Raw genomic sequence first — 22,573 nt, 5'->3', positions numbered from 1 at the left:
GCGTATAGCCAAGAGCAGTCAGGAGCAGGCGATTGAAGGCTTGCGACAGAGAGAGGCGTGCTAAATCCCTTGGATATTGGGCATTCCTTCACTCGCGGATCCCATCAAGTCGTTGAGCGTTCGGCCATTGGCCAAGGGAAGACGCATAGCGGGCCCGAGCATCGCCCCGAATGCATGCTTCTCTCCCGAGAAGCTGCGGCTGACGATGCCTCTCACCACAGTCCCATCCCCTCCAAAAATGGGGGCGTCGCTCATTTTTCCCGGTACCTTTGCTCTGTAATCAAAGCAGGGCCCGGGTGTAGGTACTTCCTTTCGGAGATGGTTCTCTGGATAGGACTGCACAGCCGGTCCCACAGACACGAAGATTTCTCTCTGAAGAGATGGTGTGGTCAGACTGCCGTCTTGAGCGATTTGAATCGGGAAATCCTGCATTTCCGCATATCCAATTGTGTATGTCATCTCCCCCTCACCGAAAGGACGCAGAGAAAGATTCAGCGGCTGATGCGCCAACCCTCTCGGCAGCTCAGCTACCTTGCAGACTGCAATGTCTGTGAACATTTCGAACCGCTCGGGTTCGTGAATTAGGGGGCTTTGCTGCCACCGTCCTCAATGTCGGGCGCTTTCAAACGGTAGAAACAGAGACTCGGTAATGCCTTGGGCAGGATTGATTGGAACAAGTAGAAAATAAAGGGGCCAAGGTCATTTAAATCGTCGACCTCACGCCGCCCGAATCACGAATTCGCTGGCAGTGGCGACGGGCTGCACGTTGCGCAGCGTGCGGCGCATCTCGACCAGGCCGTAGCGTTCCATCGTCTTGAGCGTACGCGAAAGATTGCTGGGCGCGCGTCCGGTGAGCTCCGCGAGCTGACTCAGTGATTCGGGCTTCCGTTCCCTGATGACGCGCAGCAACGCGCGATTGTCGTCGGACAGTACTTCGGCCAGCGAGCGCATGGAGGTGAACCAGATCTTCGGCTCGTTGGGGCGTGGCTGATGGTCGCCGCGCGCAATGGCCAGCGCGCGGGCGCGGATGGCTTGTTGGGAGGCGATGCCGATGACCAGCTTTTTCATGACTTCGTTTCCTCGAGTACGCGATCGACTTCGTTGAAGAAGTCCTCCAGCAATTGCTGCGGGCTGGTGAATTCGTACGGCACACCCTTGTCGCTGGCGTGACGATGTCGATGGTCGTAGGCCAGGCGACGACCTGCATGACGCTTGCGCCTCGGTGGCTTGACGGCATGCGCGTTGTCGAAACCGAGTAACCGCGTGCCGTAGCGATCATGCAATGTCAGCGCGTAGCGTATGCCGTGCGGCACATGCTCGTTCGCCTCGATACGCCATGCCTCGATCTTGATCCAGCAACCGTTACCCTGGTCGTAGATCTCGCCGTTGAGCAACAGCAGCGTTTCCAGTCCCACGTCTTCCTTTGACATGACTATATATCATCCGATGATAACTTGAATGAATCCCGCCAGGGTTCGTGGCGGCTGGTCACATGCCGCACCATGAGAACGGAGTCAGGTTTGGCCGTTCCGACATTTGTCCAAGATCGGGAGCCGGCATTACGCCGGCTCTGCCTGTTACATCACTTCGCCAGCTGCATCAGCACCCGATGCCAGAACTCCAGCCCGGCTTCGACCTCCGAAGCCGGCAGCCTCTCGTTGAGGCCGTGGGCGAAGGTGTCGTCGGGCTTGGTGAAGGCGGCATCGATGCCGTAGCTGGGCACGCCGGCGGCGCGGAAGTGCTTGCTGTCGGTGGCGCCGGCGGACATGCTCGGCACCACGTCCACGCCCGGGAAACGCTGGTGCACGGCGGCGGTGACGGCGGCGATCACGTCCGGGCGCAGCGGGGAGGCGGCGTTGGGCACTGGCGAGGTGGACACCCGGGTCACGCTGGCGGACTTGTCGTCAATCACCTTGACCAGGGTGTCGCGCACGCTGTCGACCGAGGTGCCTGGGAAGATCCGGCAGTTGATGTTGACGCTGGCGCTCTGCGGCAGCGCGTTGACCGCGTGGCCGCCGTTGAGCATGGTCGCCACGCAGGTGGTGCGGATCTGGCCGACATAGGCGGGGTCGGCGGAGATGGTGGCCGCGGCGGCAGCATCGTCGGGATGGGTGGCGAAGCGGGTCATCGCCGCGCCCAATGGGCCGGGGGTGTGGGCGCCGAGGGCGCGCAGCGAGGCGAGCGTGATCTCGTTGCTCTCCGGCGGAAACTGGTGGGCGGCGACGCGGTCGATGATGCGCGCCAGCCGATAGATCGCATTGTCCGCGTTGGGCTCGCTGGAGTGCCCGCCGGGCGAGGTCAGGGCGATCTGGAAGTCCGCATAGGTCTTCTCGGCGGCCTGGATCTGGTACAGCAAGGGCTTGCCGGTGGCGGGGTCGAGGGTGCCGCCGCCGGCGTCGGCGTTGAGCAGGAATTCGGCGTCGTGATAGCGCTTCGCCAACTCGATGGTGGAAGCCATGGCGGTCTCTTCGTCGCCGGACAGCAGCAGGATCAGGTCGTGGCGCGGCTTGAAGCCTTCGCGCTTGAAGCGGATCAGCGTCTCGACCAGCACCACCGCCGCGGCTTTCATGTCCGCCACGCCACGGCCGTAGAGGTAGCCGTTTTCCTCGACCAGGGTGAACGGGTCGCGGGTCCAGTCCTCGCGCTTCGCCGCCACCACGTCCATGTGCCCGGACAGCAGGATCGGCTTGCCTTCACCGGTGCCGCGGTAGCGCGCCACCAGCGCGGCGGTGTCGTCCACCGGAATGATTTCGACGTCGCCGTCGGCAAAGCCGGCGGCCTTGAGCTTGCCGGCCAGGTACGCGGCCAGTATCGGCACCTGGCGTTCGCCATCGACCGTGCGGATGCTGACGGCATGTTTCAGCATGGCCATGGTCTCGGGCAGTGTCCCGGTGGCGGTGTCGGCGCGGGCCAGCCCGATGCCGGTGCAGAAGACCAGGGAGGCCGCCGCGGCGGAACCAAGCGCTCGTGATGCTCTCATTCGGGATCCCCTTGCATGCCTTGAACGAAGCCCGAGTATGCGCGACGGCTCGCGTGCCTGCCATGCCGGGTTGGTTGCGCCACTGTGCTAACCTTGCCGCCGCGCTGGCGGCTGTGCCGGCAGTGCATCACCCCTTGGGGAGTAGCCTGCCTCGTTGCGACGAGGCGTCTTCGTCAACATGCTCGGCGTCCATCCGCCGTGGCGAAGACACCGATCCTGGTTGGCGAGACCAACGGCAGACGGCGCCACGACGGTCGGGCGCGCCGTCGTGCCGTTGCGCCTTGCCCGACCGACCTGGCCACCCATGAATCCCATCTCCATCCTGCTGCTCGGCTTCGCCATGTCCACCGACGCGTTCGCCGCGGCGATCGGCAAGGGCGCGGCGATGACCAAACCCCGACTCGGCCAGGCCATGCGCGCCGGCCTGATCTTCGGCGTGATCGAGGCGATCACGCCGGTGGTCGGCTGGCTGCTGGGCAAGGGCGCGGCGCGCTACATCGAGGCCTGGGATCACTGGATCGCGTTCGGCCTGCTGCTGGTACTGGGCCTGCTCATGATCCGCAACGCCTTGACGCCGGAAGCGGACGAGCCGGTCGACGAGGCGAAGCAGCACGGCCTCGTCGGCCTCGCCATTACCGGCCTGTCCACCAGCATCGACGCGCTGGCGGTGGGCGTGGGGCTGGCCTTCGTCGACACGCCGATCGCGGTGGTGGCGCTGGTGATCGGCCTGTGCACCTTCGGCATGGTCACGCTGGGCATCATGCTCGGCCACGTGCTGAGCGCGATGGTCGGCCGGCGCGCGGAGATCATCGGCGGCCTCATCCTGATCGGGGTGGGCACGGTGATCCTGTACGAGCATCTTTCCGCCTGACGGGCGCCCATGAAAAACCCGGGGATCGCTCCCCGGGTTCCATGGGCTTGCCGCGTGGCTGGGCGGCCTACAGCTTGTAGTTCACCCCGAGCATCACGGTGCGACCCCAGGTGTCGTACTCCAGCGGGCGCGTCACCTGCACGCCGTTGGGCAGGCCGGAGATCTGCACGCTCTTGTCCGCCGTGTTGCTGAGGTTGCTGACCTGCAGCAGCAGCGACAAGCCGTTCAGGCTGCCCTCGGAGAAGGCGTAGCCGAGCTGGAAGTCGGTCTGCCGGTTGGCCAGGATCTTGGTGTAGCCGAGCTGGTCGAACAGCGCCACTGCCTCGCCAGTGAAGGACGAGCGGTAGCGTTCGGCCACGCGCACCGACCAGCCGTACTTCTCGTAGTACAGCGCGAGGTTGGCGACCTTGCGCGACAGTCCGGGCAGCGTGGCCGGGCCGCCGGGGATCGACGAGATCGAGTTCTTCGGAATGTTGCTGTTGGTCAGCGAGAAGTTGGCCTGCACGCCGAAGCCGTCCAGCGCATCGGCTAGCAACCCGCCTTCCAGCGCACCGGACAGCTCCAGGCCCTGCATCTTGCCGCCGGTGCCGTTTGCCGGCCGGGTGAACGAGCCGATGTTGCTGCTCGGGGTGAGCGTGGGGTCGTTGTTGGTGTAGTGCGAGAAGTCGTAATCCAGCGTGGTCTGGTTGTAGATGTAGTTCAGCAGGTTCTTGTTGAACGCCGCGGCGGCGAAGTAGCTGGACTTGCCGAAATAGAACTCGTACGAGAGGTCGGTACCCACTGCCACGTACGGCTTCAGCTTCGGGTTGCCGCCGCTGCCGGACCACAGCACCTGGCCGGCGGCGGGGCCGTCCTGCACCTTCGACAGGCCGGCCGAGGTGGCCACCTTCTCGTCGTCTATGCGCCCGCGCGCCATGGTCTTGGCGAAGCCGAAGCGCAGGTACTGGCGGTCGGCGAGGTGCGCCACCAGGTTCAGGCTGGGCAGCACGTTGTTGTACTTCGCGCCGTCGCTGATGCGCCCGACCAGGGTGTCGCCGTTGGTCTGCAGCGCGGTGGAGGACTGGTCGGTGCGCACGAACTGCACGCCCACGTTGCCGGTCAGCGGCACGTTGCCTAGCGTGGTCTCGATGTTGAACTTGGCGTAGGCCACCGGGACCTTCTCTTCCACCGTGTAGTTGCGGCTCCAGTCGCCCTGGCCGTTGCGCTCGGTCAGGTAGAACTGGTTGGCCAGCGCGGCCAGCACGTCGTAGCTGAGTGCGCCCGGGATGCCGCCGTAGCCAAGCGTGGTCGGCGCCCACAGGAAGCCGGGGTTCACCGGCGCGCTGAAGTGGTTGTCGTAGGTGCCCTGGGTGGAGCCGTTGCCGTTGAGCCACGCGAACTGCACGTCGGCCTGCTTGGTCTTGGTGCGGTCGGAGTAGTTCACGCCCAGGTTCATGCTGCTGAAGATCCAGCCCAGCGGATGGCTCACTTCCAGGCGCACCGCCTTGATGGTGTCCTTCTGGGTGTCGAACTCCTGGCGGCCGTTGTAGCCGTAGCCGTCCGGGTCGGTGAACACCACCAGCGACGGGTCAGCCAGGTTCACCGCCGGCGAGAAGTCCGGGTAGCCGTTGCCGAGCGGGGTGCGGAAGTCGACGCTGGTGAACGCGCCGCCGGCCAGGCCGGTAAACAGGTAGGCATCGTGCAGTTTCTTTTTCGCGCTGGAATAGGACAGGTCGGCGGTGGCGGTCCAGCCGTTGTCGAAGTCGTACTGGTTGTTCCAGCCGGCGGAGAACAGCTTGTCGTGTTCCTTGGTGTACTGGTTCTGCAGGATCGGCGCGATGCCGTCGATGGTGCCGGAGGTGACGATCGGGTAGGGCTGCGCCGGCGTGACGCCCACGTTGGAGTAGCTGACGTTGTCCCACGGGCTGCTCGACCACTGTGCGCCGTTGGTGAACTTCTTCTCGCCGAAGATGGAGTGGTACAGGTCGAGCGTGGAGTGGTAGTGGTCGCCTGGCGCCCACTCCAGCACCGTCATCAGGCCGCTGCGCTTCTGGTTCAGCGACTGCGCGCGCAGCTGCATGCCTTCCTGCGAGATCACGCCGTCGGGCAGGCCCGGCGTATGCGGGCCGCCCCAGTTGTCCTCGGCGCTGCCCGGGCCGTTGTTCATGCTCCACCACCAGGCCTGGTACTGCTTTTCCTGAATCGGCGAGTCGAGGTGGGCGAAGCCCACCGCCACGCCCAGGGTGTGGTCGAAGAACTGGTCGATGTAGGAGATGCTGGCGCGGTGGCCCATGTCGCCGACGCCGCTGCCAGGGTTGAGCTTGCCGTTGGTGGTGTGCTCGCCGCGCAGGTTGACCGCGAAGGCGCGGTCGGGCAGGTCCAGTGGATGGATGGTGTGCAGGTCGACGGTGCCGGACAGGCCCTGGCCGATCAGGCTGGCGTCGGGCGTCTTGTAGATCGCCACGCCGCTGATCAGCTCGGACGGGTACTGGTCGTATTCGACGCCGCGGTTCTCGCCGATGGTGGCCTGCTCGCGCCCGTTCAATGTGGTGCCGGCAAAACCGGGGTCCAGGCCGCGGATCGAGATCATGTTGGCGCGGCCGTTCAGGCGCTGCGTGGCCAGGCCCGGCACGCGCGACAGGCTTTCGGCGATGCTGGCGTCAGGCAGCTTGCCGATGTCCTCGGCCGAGATCGCCTCGATGATGTTGTCCGAGTTCTGCTTGGCCTTCAGCGAGTTCTCGATGCTGGCGCGGATGCCGGTGACGATGACGGCGTCGAGGTTGCTCACCGTACCCTCGGATTTTTTGTTCTTCTTGTCGCTGGTCCTGGCGTTCGGGCTGGCTGGCGTGGCCTGGCTGTCGGTCGGTTGCGGCGTCGGCGGCGTCTGCTGGGCCGGGCTCGGGTTGGCCAGCGCCAGACCAAGCAGCGCGACGGCACAGGAGGCGGCCAGCGGCCGCGGACGGAAACGCACGGACGGCGCAAGCAATGCCTGCGACATGCGGAAAGAGCTCATGGAAATCCCCTATCGAAAGACAGGCGAGTGCCCCACCCGGCACCCGGGTGCCTGCGAGGGCGGCCCGGCAGGCCGGCTTATGCTACTGCCGGGCCGGGCCGTGGTGCACAGCCCCGTTTCTTCTGCATACATGTGCGGAGGAGTAGGCAACGACCGTTGCGGTGCAGCATCGCGGCTCTCGCTATTTCGCTTCCTTCTCCATCAGCTTCTCCACCATGCCGGCCGGCACGTCCTGGTAGTGGTCGAACTCCATGCTGAAGGTGCCGCGGCCGCGGGTGGCCGAGCGCAGGAAGTTGATGTAGCCGAACATCTCGGCCAGCGGCACGAAGCCCTGCACGAAGGCGGAGCTGCCTTTCTGGCCCTGGTCGCTGACCGTGCCGCGGCGGCGGTTGATGTCGCCGATGACGTCGCCCAGGTAGTCCGCTTCCATCACCACTTCGAGCCGCATGATCGGCTCCAGCAGCTTCGGTTTGGAGAGTTTCTGCGCCTCGCGGAAGCACTGCCGGGCGGCGATCTCGAAGGCCAGCGCGGAGGAGTCCACGTCGTGGTACTTGCCGTCGATCAGGCGTGCAGTGAAGTCGACCACCTCGTAGCCGGCGACCTGGCCTTCCTGCGCCTCGACCTTCACCGCATGCTCCACCGCCGGGATGTATTCGCGCGGCACGCGGCCGCCGACCACCTCGTCGGAGAACACCACGCCCGAGCCCGCTGCGCCCGGCTCGAAGATCATCGTCACCTCGGCGAACTGGCCGGAGCCGCCGGTCTGCTTCTTGTGCGTGTAGGTGTGCTCGACGGTCTTGCCGAACGCCTCGCGGAAGCTGACCTTCGGTTTGCCCATGTTCGCTTCCACGCCCAGCTCGGTGCGCATGCGGTCGATGGTCACCTCCAGGTGCAGCTCGCCCATGCCCTTGAGCACGGTCTGGCCGGTTTCCTGGTCCACCTCCAGTTGCAGCGACGGGTCGGCCTTGACCATCTTGTAGAGCGCGCCGGAAAGTTTGTCGACGTCGTTGCGGTTCTTCGGCTCCACCGACACGCTGATCACCGGGTCGGGGAAGCGCATGCGCTCGAGCAGCGCCGGGTGCGCCGGGTCGGCCAGCGAATCGCCGGTCTCGGTGTCCTTCATCGAGACGAACGCGCAGATGTCGCCGGCGCGCACTTCCTCGATCTCTTTCGTGTCGTCGGCCTGCACCTCGACGATGCGGCCGATGCGCTCCTTGCGGCCACGGGTGACGTTGAGCAGGGTGTCGCCCTTCCGGATCACGCCGGAGTAGATGCGGCAGAAGGTGAGCGTGCCGAACTGGTCGTTGATCACCTTGAACGCCAGCGCGCGCGCCGGCGCGTCGTCGGTCACCGCCTGCTCGCCGACGACGTTGCCGTCCTCGTCGACCAGCGCGATGCCGCCGTTCTCGCCCGGGTAGGGCAGGTAGTCGACCACGGCGTCGAGCAACTGCCGCACGCCCTTGTTCTTGTACGACGAGCCGCACAGCACCGGCACCAGCGCGCCGGTGACGGTGCCCAGGCGGATGCAACGCTTGAGCACGGCCGGGTCGAACTCGCCGGTGTTCAGCAGCCGCTCGAAGGCGTCGTCGTCCAGCGCCAGCGCGGTTTCCAGCAGATCCTGGCGCAGTTTCGGCAGGTTGGCGATCCACTCGTTGTCGGCGTTCGAGGCGAAGTGCAGACGCTGCGCGAGCTGTTCCAGCGGCACGCTTTCCCACACGGCGTCCTTGTCGTCGGAGGCCCAGACATAGCCCATGCCGGCGACCAGGTCGGCCATGCCGACGAATTCGTCGCTGCTGCCCAGCGGCACCTGGCACAGCAGCGCGTGGGCGCCCAGCCGTTCGCGGATGCCCTGCACGCAGTGCGCGAAGTTCGCGCCGATGCGGTCCATCTTGTTGACGTAGCACAGCCGGGGCACGTGGTACTGGTCGGCCAGGCGCCAGTTGGTCTCGGTCTGCGGCTCCACCCCGGCGACGCCATCGAACACCACCACGGCGCCGTCCAGCACGCGCAGCGAACGGTTCACCTCGATGGTGAAGTCGACGTGTCCGGGGGTGTCGATCACGTTGATCTGGTGGCCCTTCCATTCGGCAGTGACCGCCGCCGATTGGATGGTGATGCCGCGCTTGCGCTCCTGCTCCATGTAGTCGGTGGTGGTGGAGCCCTTGCCGTCCTTGGTGTCGTGCGTGTCGACGATCTGGTGCTTCCGGCCCGTGTAGTACAGCACGCGCTCGGTCGTCGTCGTCTTGCCGGCGTCGATGTGCGCGATGATGCCGATGTTGCGGTACAGGGTCAGGGCTTTCTTGCGGGCCACGGGCGGGACTCCGGAGAGGGCTGCGCCAAGGCAGCGGGGATGCCGATCAGATGCTCTCTTGCACGGGATTTTTCAATGTGCGGGTGGCGCGAACAGCAGATCCTCGTGGAACGCGCCGTACGGTTCGGTCGGGTGCGCGATCTGGATTTCCAGGATCCACAGTCCGCTCGATGGCGATGCCTGCAGGTCGCCGAGATCGCCGCCCTGGTGGATCGCGTGCGGGAAGTCGCCGACGCGGTGGCCCTTGATCGCATGGTTGAGCCGCCAGCCCATCGCCTCGGCGCGCTCGCCGGCGAACGCGTACAGCGCCTGGCCGCTCAGCCCTTGCGAGCGCCATGCCGCGGCCACTTCGCCGAACAGCGTGCGCGCCGCGTCCGCGCAGGCCTGCCGCTCGGGCGCGTGGCCGACCACGAAGGTGTCGCCCACGTCGCCCTCATGGCCGTCGAACACCAGGCCGAGATCGATGAAGTAGCTGTCGTTCTCGCCCAGCCGCACGTCCGGATCGGAGCGTTGCCGGTACGTCCTGGTGGTATTCGCGCCGATGCGGATCAGCACCGGATGCCACAGCCGCTCGCAGCCCAGCTCGCGGAACACTTCATGCGCGACGATTTTCGCCTCGTCCTCGCCGATGCCCGGATGCATGCGCGCGCGGATGCCGTGCAGCGCGGCCCAGCTGCGCTCGCGGGCGCGCTGCATCAGGGCGGCATCGAAAGCCGCTCCGACCGCTTCGCGCGAAGGGCTGCCCATGGCGGCGGGCACGCTCAGGCGAGGTGGATGAGCACGATGGCGACCGCCGCCGGCAAGGCCTGGTACAGCAGGATCTTCCGGCTCGCGGTCAGCCCGCCGAACACGCCGGCAAGCAGCACGCAGGCGAGGAAGAACAGCTTGACGCTGAAGCCGGCGCCGCCGTTGCCGAGCAGCAGCCCCCACACCAGGCCGGCGACGAGGAAGCCGTTGTACAGGCCCTGGTTCGCGGCCAGCGCCTTCGACTGCTCGGCGAACTCCGCCGAGGTACCGAACGCCTTGCGGCCGGAGGGCCGCGTCCACAGGAACATCTCCAGGATCAGGAACCAGACGTGAAGCAGCGCGATCAGACCGATCACGATATTGGCGGCGACGGACATGCGAACTCCGGTGTGGTCGAGGCACTTGTCAGCGTAGCGCAGGTCAAGCCGCCTTGAACGTCACCACCAGCACGTCACGGTGCGACGGCTGTTGCGGGTCGAGCGGCGTGACCGGGGTGACGCCGTGGAATACCCGATGGTCGTCGACCAGTGCCGCGTCGAACGCGCGGGTAAGAGTGAAGCTGCCCAGCTCGTGGCCGTCCGGGGCGTGGATGGTGGTGGTGCCGCGCTCGATGTTCTCGCGGTCGATCAGCAGCACCAGCACGTAGTCCACGCCGTCGCGGTGCACGCCTTCGGGGGTGGGCTCGCCGGCCTCGCCCGCGCGCGCCTCGATGCGGAACTGGTGCACCTCGACATGCCAGCGGCGCACGGCCGGGGCCAGCGCGCCGAAGCAGTCGTGGCAGAAACCGAGGATGCGGCGCAGGCTGGCGCCGTCGCCGATCGCCGGCAGCACCGGCTCGAACCAGCGCTGGATGTCGCCCTGCAGCGGGTTGTACCTGAGGCTCTGGAAGTGCGGCTGGTGCGGCTCGCGGCGGATGCCGGCGGTGTCGGCGGAGAACGTGGCATGCCGGCGGCGCCGGTGGCGGCCGCTGGCGGCGAGATAGGTGTCCGCTGCCAGGTCGTTCCAGCTGGCGACGAAGGCGGGCCAGTCGCCCAGCGTCGTGGCGTCCAGCAGGCGGCGCATGGTCTCGGCGGTGACGAAGGCAAAGCCGTCGCGCTGCAGCTGGGCGTGCAGGGCGGGCGTGTCGGGGAGAGGGGGCATCCGGCTACGTTAGCAGGACGCGCCTGAAGCGGCGATGGCTGGCAGGGCGGACGGTGCCGTCCTGCGCGGGGGCGCGCGGCAGCCATCCCGGTGCCGGTGTGCCTTTTCCGTGCAGGGGGCGGGCTGCACGGCCTGGTCCGGCGACGTGTGGCGGTGTCGGCGAGCACGCTGATGACGGTGTGGCCGGGGCGACGGCACGGACGAGCCGTCGACGCGATCGCCGCAGCGCCCGATATCCCCGGCCACGGGCTCCTGCCCGTTGGCGCGAGGCGTCTTGTACGGTTGATCATATGTACGTCTAGACGTTTAGACGTCTATTGACAAAGCCTTCGGCGAGGCTTCACTATCCGCCCACTCATCGAGACCGGCTGAGGGACAGGCCCTTTGAAGCCGGGGCAACCTGCGGAGCGTTTCCGCCACGGTGCCAACTCCTGCGGGGATGCCACGGCATCCGCCGGAAGATGGGCGTCATCCGGCTTGCGGCGCTTTACGGCCGACAGCGGGACTGGCGACCTCTCCGGCCCGTCGCAGGGCGATGTCGACCGGAGAGAGATCCATGACGCTGCAGCCCGAAACCCGCTCCATCGAGCCCCGCCCGTCCGGGACCGGCGCCGCGCCCGCGTCGGCGTACGCCACGCCGTTTGCCGCCCAGCGCGGCACGCGCCGGCTGCGGCTCGATCCGAAGTACGGCAGCGGCCCGCGCCAGGTGGACGTGGATTACCTGTGGTGCGGCGCGCCGGGCGCGCCCACCGTGATCGTGCAGGGCGGCATCTCGGCCGACCGCGACGTCACTGCGGCGGGCCACGATGACCGACCCGGCTGGTGGCAGGCGCTGGTTGCCCACGGCGCGGCGGTGGACCTTGAACGCTGGCGCGTGCTGTCGATCGACTGGCTCGCGCCGGACCGGCTCGGCGCCGGCTCGGTCTCCAGCGAGGACCAGGCCGACGCGCTGGCCGCGCTGCTCGGCGAACTGGGTATCGCGCAGGCGCATGCCTTCGTCGGTTCCTCCTACGGCGCGATGGTGGGGCTGGCGTTCGCCGCGCGCTATCCGCGCGCCGTCGGGCGCCTGCTGCTGCTGGCCGGCGCGCACCGGCCGCACCCGCTCAGCACCGCCCAGCGCAGCGTGCAGCGCGGCATCGTGCGGCTGGGCCAGGCCAGTGGCCGGGTGGACGAAGCGCTGGCGCTGTCGCGTCAGCTGGCGGTCACCACCTACCGCGGCAGCGCCGAGTTCGGCCGGCGCTTCGCCGGCGGCCCGGAGTGGCGCGAGGATCGCTTCCATTTCCCGGTCGAGGATTACCTGGCGCACCAGGGCCGCCGCTTCGTCGAGCGCTTCGACGCGAACCGCTTCCTCGCGCTGTCCGAGTCGATCGACCTGCACGACGTGCAGCCCGAGCGGATTCCCGTCCCGGCCACGCTGATCGGCTTTCCCTCCGACCGGCTGGTGCCGCTGGCCGACCTGTGCGAACTGCAGCGCCGCCTGCATGGCCCGGCCACGCTGGAAGTGGTCGAGTCGCCCTACGGTCACGACGCCTTCCTGAAGGAACCCGAACAACTCGCCCCCCTGCTGCGCGAAGCGCTCGCTTAGGAACGGGCGTTCCGGTTTCGTAGGGCGGGCACCGCCCGCCGCTCTTGGGGCTGTGATGTGTCGTCGAAGAGCCGGCGGGCAGTGCCCGCCCTACACAAGAGCCTGCATTCACAGACTGACGAAAGACCTGGAGATTGAGATGACCGAACCCGCCCCCTGTACCCGCGCCGTGCGCGCCGGGATCGAGAGCGACACCCAGCACGGCGCCGTGGTGCCCGCGCTGCACCTGTCGACCAGCTACAGCTTCGCGGGCTTCGGCCGCAAGCGCGCGTACGACTACTCGCGCAGCGGCAACCCGACCCGCGACCTGCTCGGCGGCGCGCTGGCGGAGCTGGAGCAGGGCGCCGGCGCGGTGGTGACCTCCAGCGGCATGGCGGCCGTGGCGGTGGCGCTGGAACTGGTGCCGGCCGGCGCGCTGGTGCTGGCGGCGCACGATTGCTACGGCGGCACCTGGCGCCTGCTCGACGCGTGGGCGAAGAAAGGCCGCTTCCGGGTCGCGTTCGCCGATCTCACCGATCCGGCCGCGCTGGCTGCGGGCCTCGCTGCCGGGCCCGCGCTGGTATGGGTGGAAACGCCGTCCAACCCGCTGCTGCGCATCACCGACATCCGCCACGTGGCGCAGGGCGCGCATGCCGTCGGCGCGTTGCTGGCGGTGGACAACACCTTCCTTTCCCCGGCGCTGCAGCAGCCGTTGCAGCTCGGCGCCGACGTGGTGGTGCACTCCACCACCAAGTACATCAACGGCCACAGCGACGTGGTCGGCGGCGCGGCGGTGGCACGCGACGCCGCGCTGGCCGAGCAGCTGAAGTGGTGGGCCAACTGCAACGGCCTCGCCGGCGCGCCGTTCGACAGCTACCTCACCCTGCGCGGCCTGCACACCTTGTCGGTCCGGCTGCGCCAGCACCAGGAGAACGCCGCGCGCATCGCCGAGCGGCTGGACGCGCACGGCGCCGTACGCAAGGTGCATTACCCCGGCCTGGCCAGCCATCCCGGTCATGCGCTGGCGGCGCGCCAGCAGCAGGGTTTCGGCGCCATGCTGAGCTTCGAGCTGGATGGCGGCGTGGCACAGATCGAGGCCTTCGTCGACGGCCTGCAGTACTTCTCGCTGGCCGAATCGCTGGGCGGGGTGGAAAGCCTGGTCGCGCATCCGGCCACGATGACGCATGCGTCGATGGCGCCGGAGGCGCGTCGCACCGCCGGCATCAGCGACAGCCTGCTGCGCCTGTCCATCGGCATCGAGGACGGTGACGACCTGCTGCGCGATCTCGACGCGGCGCTGGCCCGCGCCGCAGCCGTGCAGACGTCCAAGCGCCGGGTGCTGGCATGAATGCGGTGCCGGCCGAACGCACGGCGAACGCCAGCAGCGAAGCATCCGCCACCATCGCGATCGTGCTGCTCGGCACCGGCGTGGTCGGTGGTGCCTTGCTGAAGCTGCTCGACACCGCGGCGGCCGGTTCGCTGCAACTGGTCGGTGCGGCGAACTCGCGCCGCCAGCAGACCGACCCGGTCAGTCTGGCCCGGCGCAACCTGCGCGAGCAGCTGAACCGGCACGGCGCACCGCGCGACAACGCCAACCTGCTCGCCGCGCTGGACGCCAGCGGCGCGGCGGCGAAGGTGATCGTCGACGCCAGCGCCAGCGCGGCGCTGGCGGCCTGCCACCCCGAATGGCTGGCGCGCGGCTACCACGTGGTCACCGCGAACAAGACGCTGGCCGGTGGCGAGCTGTCGGGCTGGCGCGCGCTGCAGGCGGCGTTGGCGAACGGCGGCCGCTATGGCGATTCGGCTACGGTCGGCGCCGGGCTGCCGGTGCTGTCCACCCTGCGCCGGCTGCGCCGCTGCGGCGACGGCCTGCTCACGCTCGAGGGCGTGTTCTCCGGTTCGCTGTCGTGGCTGTTCAACCAGTACGACGGCAGCCGCCCGTTCTCCGAACTGCTGCGCGAGGCGCGCCAGCTCGGCTACACCGAACCGGACCCTCGTTCGGACCTGTCCGGCGAGGACGTGGCGCGCAAGCTGCTGATCCTCGCCCGCAACGCCGGCTTCGCACTGGGCACCGACGAAGTGCAGGTGGAAGGCCTGGTGCCCGAGGCGCTGCGCGGGCTGGGTACCGAAGCGTTCCTGGCGCGGCTGGAGGAACTCGACGCGCCACTGGCCGCGCGTCACGCCGCTGCCGCTTCGCGCGGCGGTGTGCTGCGCTTCATGGCCCGACTCAACCAGCGCGGACAGGCTCGGGTCGGGCTGGCCGAGGTGCCATTCACCCATCCGGCCGCGCGGTTGTACGGCACCGACAACCAGTTCGCGCTCACCACCACCCGCTACCACGCGCAGCCGCTGGTGATCCAGGGCCCGGGCGCCGGCCCCGAGGTGACTGCGCAGGCGCTGCTGGGCGACGTGCTGGCGCTGGGTTGAGCACCGCCCGGTTCCCGTAGGTTGGGGTGAGCGCAGCGAACCCCAACACATCGCGGCGACGTCAAGCGTTGGGGTTCGCTGCGCTCACCCCAACCTACCCGTGTCCACTCAGGCGGCGGGCTCGGCGATCGCCTCGACCTGGATGCGCAGCGTCACCGTCATGTCGAAACCGTAGTCCTTGCCGGCGTCCATGCCGAACGCGTCGCGCTGGAACGTGGCCAGCGCATCCGCGCCGCAAACCTCGCGCTTCAGCATCGGGTGCGGCATGCACTTGAAGCTGTTGATCTTCAGCGTCAGCGGGCGGGTCACGCCGTGCAGGGTCAGTTCGCCCACCACCTCGGTCGGCGCGCCGTCGACGAAGCTGGCCAGCGTGCCCTTGTAGGTCGCGGTCGGATACTTGTCCGACTCGAACAGCTCCTTGCCCTGGGCGCCCTTGTTCAATGCGTCCTGGCCGAAGTCGCCGCTGCGCATGTCCACCTTGATGTCGACGCTGCCGCTGCCGGCGGCCCTGTCCAGCGTCACCGCGCCGCTGGTGCGGTTGAACTTGCCACGCCACACCGACAAGCCGCCCATGTGGTCGGCTTCGAAACTGGGATAGGTGTGGTCCGGGTCGATCGTGTAGTTGACCGTGGCGGCGCAAGCGGCACCTGCGGCGAGCGACAGCAGGGCGGTCAGGCCGAGTGCGGGAACTGCGAAGCGGGTGGTGCGTGCCATGCCGATGTCCTTTGATGAGGTGATGGAGCGCCGACCAGGGTGTGACGCTCGCAAAGGCGACGAACGGGGACGCGCGCCTTCGACATGGATCTGCCGATCTGTTTCCGGTAAAGATGCCGCCCAAAAGAAACGCGCGGCAGCGGGTCGCGCGTTTCGTGATGGCGGCGGAGCCCGCTCCGTCGCCTTGGGCGCGCGCTCAGAACGTGTAGCGCACCCGCCCGTACCAGTACGCACCGTTGCTGCCGATCGGCGAGATCACGTCGTACGGGAAATTCTCCGCATAGTTGATGTCGTCGTTCGAGCGGGTCGGGTACTGGTTGGTGAGGTTGTAGCCGCCCAGTGCGAGGCCGAGCCGCGGGGTGGCGTGGAACTCCGCCTCGGCATCGAGCTGCCAGCGCGCGGCGTAGGTCTGCCGTGGCACGTAGCCTCCGCCGAAGTCGAACACGCGGGTGGTGGCGCCCTGGCGGATCGTGCGGCCCAGCAGCGACCAGCGCGAGGCATCCCAGCGCGCGGTGAACGAGCCGCGCTGGCGCGGGGCGGCGTCGGTGAGCGTGTTGCGCTCCTCGTCGCCGAACAGCACATTGTCGGCGCCGATCGCGGTGAGCTGGGCTGGCGTGGCGCGCACCTTGCGGATGTCGGTCTTGTTGTGGCTGTACGCCGCAGTCAGCAGCAGCTGGCCGCCGGCCAGCGGCGTGCGGTAGTTGCCGACCAGTTCGGCGCCGCGGGTACGGGTGTCCACCGCATTGGTGAAGAACGCCACGCTCTGCACGCCGGGCACGCCGAACTGCTGCAGGATGTGATTCTCCAGCCCGGCGCTGCGGATGGTCTGCGACAGGGTGACGCGGTTGCCGATGCTGATCTGGTAGATGTCGAGGCTGGCGTCGAAGCCGCCACCGAGCCGGGCAGTGAGGCCGAGGCTGAGGTTGCGCGCTTTCTCCGGCGTCAGCGGCACCGCGCCCAAGCCGCGCGCGATCGGGTTGTTCACCGACAGGATGCGGCCGGTGACCAGCTTGCCGTCGGCGCCGTAGCCGGTGCTGGTGGATTCGTAGCCGATCTGGCTCAGCGCCGGCGCGCGGAGGTTGTTGGAGGCGGCGCCGCGCAGGGCGAAGCCGGGCGTGAACTCCCAGCGGCCGCTGAGCTTGCCGCTCCAGTTGCCGCCGAAGTCGCTGTAGTGCTCGTAGCGGGTGGCGGCGTCGACGAACACGTGATCGGTCAGGTCGCTGGACACCTCGGCGTACAGCGCCTTGACGTGACGCGAGAGATTGGCCGCGTCCTGCGGCTGCAGGCCGCCGCCGGCCTGGGCGCCGGCCGGTGCGCCGAGCACCGGGCCGACCGCGTACGAGGACGGATCGCCGGGATGGGTGACGAAGCTCTCGCGGCGGAATTCACCGCCCACGGCGAGGGTCAGCGCGCGTTCGCCCACGGCGAATTCGCGGCTGCCGTCGAGGTTGGCGCTGCCCTGGTTGAAGCGGTAACTGCCAATGTGGAACGCGGTAGGGCTGTCCGCGCCCAGCGAGGCGTTGAGCGAATGGCGCAGGTCGTAGTCGAACGCATTGCCGCCCCAGTCGAGGCTGGCGTCGTAGCTCCATTCGGCGGCGGTGCCCTTGACGCCTGCGGCGGTCTGCACGTCACGGTTGTGGCCGAGCGATTCCGGCCGATAGCCGGCGGGGTAGACCGAGGCGATGTTCGCGCTGCTGTCGGGGTAGCGGAAATAGTTGCTGCCGATGGTGTGGCGCCGGGTATAGGTGCCGAACCAGTACAGCGTGGCGTTGGCGCTCAGCGGCACTTCGCTGTTGAGCCAGCCGTTGTAGCTTTCGCTCTTCGGATCGCCGGCGGTGTAGTTGCGCTGGCCGCGCAACGCCAGGTTGGCGGGCGTGGGGTCGGCCAGCCAGCCCGGCACGGTGTCCAGTCCGGCGCGATTGGTGGCGGCGTGCCGGGTCACCTCCACGCCGGCACGCAGGAAGCCGGTCTCGCCCAGCCGGGTGCCGAACTTGGCCGCGCCGTAGCTGCTCTGACCGTCGGTGATGGTGCGGTCGGTGGGCGTGAACGAGGTGTGGTTGGCGCCGTAGCTGGTCACCACTTCGCCGCCTTCCGCGGCATCGTCCAGGATGATGTTGACCACGCCGGCGATCGCGTCGGAGCCGTACTGCGCGCCGGCGCCGTCACGCAACACCTCGATGCGCTTGATCGCGCTGATCGGGATCGCGTTGAAATCCACCGGCGTGGTGCCTCGGCCGATCTTGGTGTCGGTGTTGACCAGAGCCGATGTATGGAAGCGCTTGCCGTTGACCAGTACCAGCACCTGGTCGGGCGACAGCCCCCGCAGTTGCGCGGCGCGCACATGGTCCGAACCGCCGGAGTTGGACTGCCGCGGGAAATTGAACGATGGCAGCAGGGTGGCCAGCGCCTGGCCCAGCTCGCCGTTCACCGCGCCGGCGGCGCGCAGGTCGTCCGGGGTGAGCACGTCGATGGGTACTGGCGACTCCAGGGCGGTGCGGCCGCTGGCGCGCACGCCGGTGACCACCACTTGCTGCAGGGTCCTGGCCTGGTCGCTGTCGGTGGCTTGCTGGGCCTGCGCGGGCAGGGCGACAAGGCCGGCCAGCAACAAGGCGGAGTACAGGCGGCTGTGACGCGCGGAAAGGGCATCGAACGACATGGAGGTTTCCTTGAGTGATACGGTGCCGTCCGCAACAGGGCGGATGGCGAAAAATGGCGGGTATGACGCGGAAAGGCGGCGACTAGCGACAACAACATCGCCGCGGAGGCATGCTCCGGAGCGATGGCGGGTTCATGCGGTTGTCGACGTTCACGGTGTGGCGGTTCCCTGAGGCGTGCCGCATGGTGGCGTGCTGCTTGGTTATTTGTTGCATTGCCACAGGATTCTGTCAATACTTTTCTTTCGTATGGCAATCTATACGTCTAGAAGTCCAAACATAACAAGGGATACTTGATGAATGTGCGACCGCTGGCTCCGCTGGTTCTCCTCGCCGCACTGCTGGTCGGCTGCGTCATGCCGACGACCCGGCCGGGAGCGGTGCTGCATGGCGATGCGGCCCATCCGGCGCAAACCGTGGGCTGGGTCGACACCAGGCTGTATTTCGGCCTGGGCCTGGCCGACCAGCCGGAGCATGGCGTCAGCGAACAGACGTGGCGGGAATTCCTCGACAGCGAGGTCAGCACGCGCTTCCCCGACGGGCTCAGCGTGATCGACGTGTATGGCCAGTGGCAGGGCAAGCAGCAGATCCGTCCGGAGCGGCTGCGCTCGAAGATGCTGGTGATCGACTACCCGGATACGCCGGCGAACCGGGCCAAGGTCGAGGCGATTCGCGCGGCGTGGAAGCAGCGCACCGGCGACCAGTCGGTGCTGCGGGTGACCCAGCCGGCCGACGTGTCATTCTGAACTGCCCTCTCTCCCGCACCGGCGCACTCCCGACGTGACTACTCCTGGCACCCGACGCTGGCTCGCCGCCGGCGACCTCAATGGCTTTCTCGGCCTGGTGGTGGACAACCTGTCCATCATGGCCTTCCTCGCCGCGGCCTTGATCGGCATCTTCGGCTTCCCCGCCGACGTGGTGTTCATGCGCATGTTTCCGGGTACCGCGTTCGGCGTGCTGCTGGGCAATCTGGCCTATACCGCGATGGCGCGCCGGTTGGCCCGGCGCAGCGGGCGCGACGATGTGACGGCGATGCCGCTGGGGCTGGATGCGCCGACCAGCATCGGCATGGCGCTGCTGGTGCTTGGGCCCGCCTTCCTCGGCTTCAAGCAGGACGGCATGGACCCGCACGCTGCGGCGATCGCCACCTGGCAGCTGGGCATGGCCGCGCTGGTGGTGATGGGCGTGCTGAAGTTCGTGCTGTCGTTCTTCGGCGCGATGGTGCAGCGGCACGTGCCGCGCGCCGGCCTGCTCGGCTCGATCGCCGGCATCGCGCTGGTGCTGATGGGTTTCCTGCCGCTGGTGGAGATCCTCAAGCTGCCGGTGGTGGGTTTCGCCGGGCTCGGCGTGGTGCTGTACGCGCTGGTCGCGCACGCGCGCATGCCGTTCGGCCTGCCCGGCGTGCTGGTGGCGTTCGTGGTCGGCGCGCTGCTGTACTACGGGCTCGGTCCGCTGGGCGGACTGGGTGCGGGCTACCACGCGCCGGCGGCGTGGCAATGGCGCTTCGCGTTGCCGTGGCCGACCCTGCAATGGGTCGACGGGCTGGCGCACATCGTGCCGTACCTGCCGCTGATCCTGCCGTTTGGCCTGTTGATGGTGGTCGGCGGCATCAACGTCACCGAGAGCGCACGCGCCGCCGGCGACGACTATTCCACCCGCGACATCCTGCTGGTCGAGGCGCTGGCCACGCTGGCGGCCGGTTTCTGCGGCGGTGTGGCGCAGACCACGCCGTACATCGGCCAGCCGTCGTACAAGGCGATGGGCGCGCGCAGCGGCTACACCCTGCTCACCGGCATCGTGGTCGGGCTGGGCGGCGTGTTCGGTTATCTGTCCAATCTGGTCGAGCTGCTGCCGCTGCCGGTGCTGGCGCCAATCCTGGTGTTCGTGGCGATCGGCATCACCGTGCAGGCGTTCGAGGCAACGCCGATGCGCTACGCGGCGGCGGTGGTGTTCAGTTTCTTTCCGGCGATCGCGCGGATGCTCACGATCAAGCTGAGCGATCCGGCGTACGTGTCACCCGAGCATTTCGCGCAGCTGTTCAACGACGGCACGCACGGCATTTCCGAACTGGCGGTGATCACCGTGCTGGGCAACGGCTTCATCATCACCGCGATGGTCTGGGCCAGCTTCGTGGTGGCGCTGATCGACCACCGCCCGCGCCGCGCCGCGCTGATCCTGCTGCTGGGCGGCGCGCTCAGCCTGTTCGGGGTGATCCACTCGGTCGAGCCCTCCGGCGGCATCTACCTGCCGTGGCTGCTCGATGCCGTCTCGCGCCACATCGTGTGGCAGTTCGCCGGGGCCTACGCGGTGCTGGCGATGGTGCTGGCGCTGCTGTCGCTGGGCGGTCGCGAGCGGGCGGCCGTTGGCTGAAAACAAAAACGCGCGGCTCGTCGCCGCGCGTTTCATGGCATCGGCGCCGACGGCTCAACGCCCGGTGATGCGCTCGGCGATCTCCTCGTCCGGCGGCACCAGCGGCGAGTCCGGATGCGCGCCCGCTTCCAGCTCGGCCGCTTCCACCGACGGCGTGCGCCAGCCCGAGCGCACGCCCCACAGGTAGAACACCAGCCCGATCACGCCGACCACCACGAGGTCCCAGCCGTAGGGCAGGTAACCCTTGCCGCCGAAGGTGGTGCTGCCGGCCCAGGACACGAAGGCGATCGTCGGCAGGTAGGCGATCAGCCACCAGGCGCCCTTCATCTGGCGGCCGAAGTCGTGCCAGCCGGCCTTGGCCTGGTAGTAGAAGTACACCGGCAGCGCCACCACCATCAGCAGGATGATCTCGCCGGTCAGCGGCCACTTGGCCCAGTACAGCAGCTCGGTGGACATCACGAAGGCGACGCCGGCGAGCAGCGGCAGGCCGGCCAGACGCAGCGGGCGGTGCAGGCCCGGCGCGGTGCGGCGCAGGGTCATCACGCTGACCGGGCCGGTCAGGTAGGAGATGATCGTGGCCACCGAGATCACCGCCGCCAGCGTGCCCCAGCCGCGGAAGAAGAACAGGAACAGGAACGACACCACCAGGTTCACCCACATCGCCGGGCGCGGCACGCCCCACTTCGGGTGCACGCGGCCGAGGATCGCCGGCAGCGTGCCGTTGCGCTCCATGCCGTAGAGCATGCGCGCGGTGGTGGCGGTATAGGTCATGCCGGTGCCGCTGGGGCTGATCACCGCGTCGATGAACAGCAGCGTGGCCAGCCACTGCAGGCCGAGGATGATCGCCAGGTCGGCGAACGGCGAGCTGAAGTTGATGCCGTGCCAGCCCACGTTGGCCAGCATCTCGCGCGGCACCGCGCCGATGAACGACACCTGCAGCAGCACGTAGATCACCGTGGCCAGCGCGATCGAGCAGACGATCGCGAACGGGATGCTCTTGCCGGGGTTGCGCGCCTCGCCGGCGAGGTTCACCGGGCTCTGGAAGCCGTTGAAGCTGAACACGATGCCGGCGATCGCCACCGCGGTGAGCACCGAGGCGAAATCGGTCGAGTGCGCCTCGCCGTGGATGCCGACGCTGAAGTTTTCCGGATGGAAGCCGCTCATCATCAGCAGCACCGCGGTGAGCGCGGGGATCACCAGCTTGAACAGGGTGATCGCGGTGTTCGAGCGCGCGAACAGCTTCACGCTCCAGAAGTTCAGCAGGAAGTAGATGATCACCAGCGCGGCGGCAATGGCCAGGCCGAGCGTGCTCAGCTCGCCGTGGCCGCCGGGCGCCTGATGGTAGAGGTCCTTCGCCCACGCCCACTTCCACGACGACATGTACTGCGCCGAGGCTTCGGCTTCCACCGAGATCACCGAGACGATCGCGATCCAGTTCGCCCATGCCGCGATGAAGCCCACCAGCGACCCGTGCGAGTAGTGGCCGTAGCGCACCATGCCGCCGGACTCGGGGAACATCGCGCCCAGCTCGGCGTAGGTCAGCGCGATCGCCATGATCACCGCCGCGCCGATCACCCACGCCCAGATCGCGCCCGGGCCGGCGATCTGCGCCGCGCGCCAGGCGCCGAACAGCCAGCCGGAACCGATGATCGAGCCCAGGCCGGTGAGCATCAGGGCGAACGGGCCGACGTCGCGGCGGATCGCGCGTTCTTGGGTCATGGAGGGTTCCCGTATCGGCGCGGAGCGCGCCGTGAAGGGGCCGATGGTTGCAGAATCGGGCCGCGGCTGTCACCTGCCGGCGGT

General features: G+C 68.1%; 18 protein-coding genes and 1 riboswitch. Of the genes, 6 read left to right on the top strand and 12 right to left on the bottom strand.

Annotated elements, in window-relative coordinates; genetic code table 11:
- Nucleotides 1-60: 60 nt before the first annotated feature.
- The 4 genes from R5H19_RS14140 to R5H19_RS14125 form a co-directional block, all read right to left on the bottom strand.
- Nucleotides 61-558, bottom strand: coding sequence for a hypothetical protein (locus tag R5H19_RS14140; RefSeq protein ID WP_318159667.1), 498 nt, complete (start codon nt 556-558; stop codon nt 61-63).
- 159 nt (nt 559-717) lie between these two features.
- The gene (locus R5H19_RS14135; RefSeq protein WP_318159666.1) at nt 718-1,068 is read right to left on the bottom strand and encodes a helix-turn-helix domain-containing protein; all 351 of its coding nucleotides are present in this window, start codon (nt 1,066-1,068) and stop codon (nt 718-720) included.
- Entirely contained in the window at nt 1,065-1,430 is a 366-nt protein-coding gene (locus R5H19_RS14130) for a DUF6516 family protein (protein ID WP_318159665.1), read from the bottom strand. Before R5H19_RS14130 ends, R5H19_RS14135 begins: the two co-directional genes overlap by 4 nt.
- 152 nt (nt 1,431-1,582) lie before the next feature.
- On the bottom strand, nt 1,583-2,980 hold the full coding sequence (locus R5H19_RS14125) for a M20/M25/M40 family metallo-hydrolase (RefSeq protein ID WP_318159664.1): 1,398 nt from the start codon (nt 2,978-2,980) through the stop codon (nt 1,583-1,585).
- Between the two features lie 304 nt (nt 2,981-3,284).
- On the opposite strand from R5H19_RS14125, the gene R5H19_RS14120 reads away from it, so the two are divergent.
- Entirely contained in the window at nt 3,285-3,851 is a 567-nt protein-coding gene (locus R5H19_RS14120) for a manganese efflux pump MntP family protein (protein WP_318159663.1), read from the top strand.
- 67 nt (nt 3,852-3,918) lie between these two features.
- Here the strand turns inward: R5H19_RS14120 and R5H19_RS14115 are convergent, their stop codons facing one another.
- From R5H19_RS14115 to R5H19_RS14095, 5 genes are all read right to left on the bottom strand, one after another.
- Nucleotides 3,919-6,843 (bottom strand): TonB-dependent receptor, encoded by a 2,925-nt coding sequence (locus R5H19_RS14115; protein WP_318159662.1) that lies wholly within the window; start codon nt 6,841-6,843, stop codon nt 3,919-3,921.
- Nucleotides 6,844-7,024: 181 nt separating this feature from the next.
- Nucleotides 7,025-9,154: an elongation factor G gene (gene fusA, locus R5H19_RS14110; protein WP_318159661.1), complete on the bottom strand. Its 2,130-nt coding sequence runs from the start codon at nt 9,152-9,154 to the stop codon at nt 7,025-7,027.
- A 72-nt stretch (nt 9,155-9,226) separates the two neighbouring features.
- Nucleotides 9,227-9,901, bottom strand: a complete 675-nt coding sequence (locus tag R5H19_RS14105; RefSeq protein ID WP_318159659.1) for a M24 family metallopeptidase — start codon at nt 9,899-9,901, stop codon at nt 9,227-9,229.
- A gap of 14 nt (nt 9,902-9,915) precedes the next feature.
- Nucleotides 9,916-10,278, bottom strand: a complete 363-nt coding sequence (locus R5H19_RS14100) for a DUF1304 domain-containing protein (RefSeq protein WP_318159658.1) — start codon at nt 10,276-10,278, stop codon at nt 9,916-9,918.
- 43 nt (nt 10,279-10,321) lie between these two features.
- Nucleotides 10,322-11,041, bottom strand: a complete 720-nt coding sequence (locus R5H19_RS14095) for a 2OG-Fe dioxygenase family protein (protein ID WP_318159657.1) — start codon at nt 11,039-11,041, stop codon at nt 10,322-10,324.
- Nucleotides 11,042-11,393: 352 nt separating this feature from the next.
- A riboswitch (SAM riboswitch) is annotated at nt 11,394-11,509 on the top strand.
- An 88-nt stretch (nt 11,510-11,597) separates the two neighbouring features.
- Between R5H19_RS14095 and R5H19_RS14090 the strand changes: the two genes are divergently transcribed.
- The 3 genes from R5H19_RS14090 (at nt 11,598) to R5H19_RS14080 (ending at nt 15,032) form a co-directional block, all read left to right on the top strand.
- Nucleotides 11,598-12,626: a homoserine O-succinyltransferase gene (locus R5H19_RS14090; RefSeq protein WP_318159656.1), complete on the top strand. Its 1,029-nt coding sequence runs from the start codon at nt 11,598-11,600 to the stop codon at nt 12,624-12,626.
- A gap of 133 nt (nt 12,627-12,759) precedes the next feature.
- Entirely contained in the window at nt 12,760-13,953 is a 1,194-nt protein-coding gene (metB, locus tag R5H19_RS14085; RefSeq protein ID WP_318160199.1) for a cystathionine gamma-synthase, read from the top strand.
- On the top strand, nt 13,950-15,032 hold the full coding sequence (locus tag R5H19_RS14080; protein ID WP_318159655.1) for a homoserine dehydrogenase: 1,083 nt from the start codon (nt 13,950-13,952) through the stop codon (nt 15,030-15,032). The genes metB and R5H19_RS14080 overlap by 4 nt, the downstream gene beginning before the upstream one ends.
- A 108-nt stretch (nt 15,033-15,140) precedes the next feature.
- Here R5H19_RS14080 and R5H19_RS14075 read toward each other — a convergent pair whose 3' ends face one another.
- Nucleotides 15,141-15,746: a YceI family protein gene (locus tag R5H19_RS14075; protein WP_318159654.1), complete on the bottom strand. Its 606-nt coding sequence runs from the start codon at nt 15,744-15,746 to the stop codon at nt 15,141-15,143.
- A 196-nt stretch (nt 15,747-15,942) separates the two neighbouring features.
- Complete coding sequence (locus R5H19_RS14070) at nt 15,943-18,402, bottom strand: TonB-dependent receptor (RefSeq protein WP_318159653.1); 2,460 nt, start codon at nt 18,400-18,402, stop codon at nt 15,943-15,945.
- Between the two features lie 294 nt (nt 18,403-18,696).
- Between R5H19_RS14070 and R5H19_RS14065 the strand changes: the two genes are divergently transcribed.
- Nucleotides 18,697-19,146 carry a DUF3574 domain-containing protein gene (locus R5H19_RS14065; protein ID WP_318159652.1) on the top strand — a complete coding sequence of 150 codons (450 nt, stop codon included), beginning with the start codon at nt 18,697-18,699 and terminating at the stop codon, nt 19,144-19,146.
- A 34-nt stretch (nt 19,147-19,180) separates the two neighbouring features.
- Nucleotides 19,181-20,770, top strand: coding sequence for a hypothetical protein (locus R5H19_RS14060; RefSeq protein WP_318159651.1), 1,590 nt, complete (start codon nt 19,181-19,183; stop codon nt 20,768-20,770).
- Nucleotides 20,771-20,824: 54 nt separating this feature from the next.
- On the opposite strand, the gene R5H19_RS14055 is transcribed toward R5H19_RS14060, so the two are convergent.
- Nucleotides 20,825-22,489, bottom strand: coding sequence for an APC family permease (locus tag R5H19_RS14055; protein ID WP_318159650.1), 1,665 nt, complete (start codon nt 22,487-22,489; stop codon nt 20,825-20,827).
- Nucleotides 22,490-22,573 lie beyond the last annotated feature (84 nt).

Origin of the sequence: Rhodanobacter sp. KK11 (assembly GCF_033345435.1) — a bacterium.
Classification (GTDB): domain Bacteria; phylum Pseudomonadota; class Gammaproteobacteria; order Xanthomonadales; family Rhodanobacteraceae; genus Rhodanobacter.
Note: the sequence above shows the minus strand (reverse complement) of the source record. Positions and strands in the feature narration are given on the sequence as shown.